The sequence below is a fragment of the Actinomadura rubrobrunea NBRC 15275 genome, from assembly GCF_001552235.1.
In the GTDB taxonomy this organism is placed as follows: domain Bacteria; phylum Actinomycetota; class Actinomycetes; order Streptosporangiales; family Streptosporangiaceae; genus Spirillospora; species Spirillospora viridilutea.
Window position 1 is genome coordinate 1 of record NZ_BCQU01000188.1, and the last position, 2,467, is coordinate 2,467.

General features: G+C 75.6%; 2 protein-coding genes. One reads left to right on the forward strand and one right to left on the reverse strand.

What is annotated here, in order from left to right:
- Window positions 1–1,321 (forward strand): ACT domain-containing protein (locus tag AR3_RS28885; RefSeq protein ID WP_157406840.1); only part of this gene is annotated, 1,321 nt, incomplete at its 5' end.
- Window positions 1,322–1,463: 142 nt separating this feature from the next.
- On the opposite strand, the gene AR3_RS28890 is transcribed toward AR3_RS28885, so the two are convergent.
- The gene (locus AR3_RS28890; RefSeq protein ID WP_067918783.1) at window positions 1,464–2,273 is read right to left on the reverse strand and encodes a hypothetical protein; all 810 of its coding nucleotides are present in this window, start codon (window positions 2,271–2,273) and stop codon (window positions 1,464–1,466) included.
- Window positions 2,274–2,467 lie beyond the last annotated feature (194 nt).

The window sequence follows — 2,467 nt, forward strand, 5'->3', positions numbered from 1 at the left end:
GGGCCTGCCGCTGGCGCCCGCCACGGTGGACCGGCTCGCCGAACGGGCCGCGCTGCCGCCCGCGCCGTGGCCCGCCGAGGCGCGCGACGCGCTCGTCGCGCTGCTGGGCGCGGGCGCGTCCGCCATCGGCGTGTGGGAGGCCCTGGACCAGGCCGGGCTGATCGTCCGGCTGATCCCCGACTGGGAGCGCGTCCGCAACCGCCCCCAGCGCGACCCGTTCCACCGTTTCACCGTCGACCGGCATCTGGTGCAGGCCGCGGCCGAGGCGGCCGCCCTCACCCGCGAGGTCGCCCGGCCCGACCTGCTGCTCGTGGGCGCCCTGCTCCACGACATCGGCAAGGGCGGGCCCGGGGACCACTCGGTCGTCGGCGCCGCCGCGGCCCGCGACCTGGGCGCCCGGATGGGGTTCGCGGACGGCGACGTGCGCGTGCTGGAGACCCTCGTCCGGCACCACCTGCTGCTGCCCGACACCGCCACCCGCCGCGACATCGACGACCCTGCGACCGTGCGCGTCGTCACCAAGGCGCTCGCGGAGGTCCCGGGACGGGAACGCGAAGTGCTGGAGCTGCTGTCGGCACTGACGGTCGCCGACGCCAAGGCGACCGGTCCGTCCGCCTGGAGCGCATGGAAGGCCCGCCAGGTGGCCGAGCTGTGCCGCCGTACCGCCGCCGCCCTCTCCGGGGGAACGCCGCCCCCTGTCCCCGTGCTCGGCCCCGAAACCCTCGCCCTGGCACGGCACGACGGGGGCGCGGTGCGCATCACAGGGGCGCGCGTCACCATCGCCGCACCGGACCGTCCCGGACTGCTGTGGCGCGCGGCGGGAGTGCTGGCATTGCACAGGCTGGCCGTCCGCTCGGCCCGTACCGTGTCGTCCCCCTCGGCCGCCTCACACGACACCGCCGTGCTCGACTTCACGGCCGTCCCCGAGTACGGCTCGCCGCCGGACCCCGCGGCGTTGGAAGCCGACCTGCGCCGCATGCTCGCCGGCAGGCTCGACGTGGCCGGACGCCTGGAACGGCGCGCACGCTCCATGCGGGTGCGTCCGGGCATCACCGTGCCGCCGCCGCGCGTCGACATCGTCCACGACGCCTCCAGCACCGCCACCGTCGTGGAGGTCCGCGCCCATGACCGGCCGGGGCTGCTGTGGCGTATCGGACAGGCCTTGGGCGAGTGCGGCCTGCTCGTGCGGGCCGCCCAGGTCGACACGCTGGGCGCCGAGGCCGTGGACGTGTTCTACGTGGTCGACGCCGAAGGACGTCCTCTCACCGACCCGGAGCTCTTGACATCGGTGCGTCGATACGTCCTGACCGCGCTGCGGTGACACCGCGCCGACGAGAAGCCCCGCTTCACGGACACAGCGACCTCTACGAGGGCTCACAGGCGGCTCGACTTGCCCTCGGAGCCTCTCAAGGCCCGCCGGCATGCGCGGCGGCAGGGGCCAACCGGTCGGCCGCCTGGTCGGGTCACTCCCCGGATTCGGCGGGCGGCTTCTTCGTGCGGCCGGGATTCGGCTTCTGCTTCTTCTTCTTTTTCTTCTTGTCTTTCTTTTTCTTCTCTTCCTTCTTCTGTCCGTTGCCGCGGTTGCCCTTGTCCGACGGTGTGTCCGCTGAGGGCGACTTGGCGGTCTGCCCAGGGGAAGGCGTCGCCGTCGGCTGCAGCAGCCGCGCACAGTAGCGGCGCACCTTGCCCTTGCTTCCGGCGGCCTCGACGAGGGCTTGGAAGGCGGCGGAACGCAACGCCTTCGCCTTCTCGCGCTTGTCGAGACGTTGGAACGTCCGGCACTGCCCCTCCAGGCCCGGGCGGGACGGCGTCGGCCTCGGGGACGGGCGGGATGCGCCGTCGGGCACCCGCCGGAGGGACGTGGACGCGGACGGGGACCGCAGCCGGGCGGGCGCCGACGACGCGGACGTGTCGCCTCCGACGACGGGCACGACGGGCAACGACCCCGTCCCCGCCGCCACCGCGACCCCGCCGCCGACCACGCCGGCCAGCGCCAGCGCCGCGACCTTGGCGGTGAAGACGCGCGAGAGCGCAAGGCGCCGCCGACCGGTCCCGCGCGGCGCCGCCTTCCGCGCCGCCGACGCGGCGCGGAAGGCGGCCACGGCCGCCTCCTCGCCCGCCAGCTCCGACTCCCGGGCGGGCGCGGCGGCGCCGGCGAGCAGCCGGGCCAAGGGGTCGTCGACGGCGCGCCGACCGTCGGCCGCGCCGTCGAGCAGACGCTCCGCCGCGGCGCGGTCGAAATCCCGGGCGAAATCCCGGCTGCCGGTGCTCATCTCACTCTCTCCAGCGCCCCATTCCCTCGAGCCGTCACGCACCCGCCTCGATCACGCCTGCCCGGCCGTCGGCCCGGGCCAGTCCTCGGCCTGCTCAGCGGCGGATTCGACGGCCGATCTCACGGCGGGCCTGCGCGCCCGCCGGATCGCCCGGCGCCGGCGCCCGCCGTCCGCCGGCGCCCGCGCGGGCCGCT

What these genes read in the sequence shown, in the direction of transcription:
- AR3_RS28890 (WP_067918783.1), bottom strand. Translation starts at nt 2,273, where the DNA reads ATGAGCACCGGCAGCCGGGATTTCGCCCGGGATTTCGACCGCGCCGCG.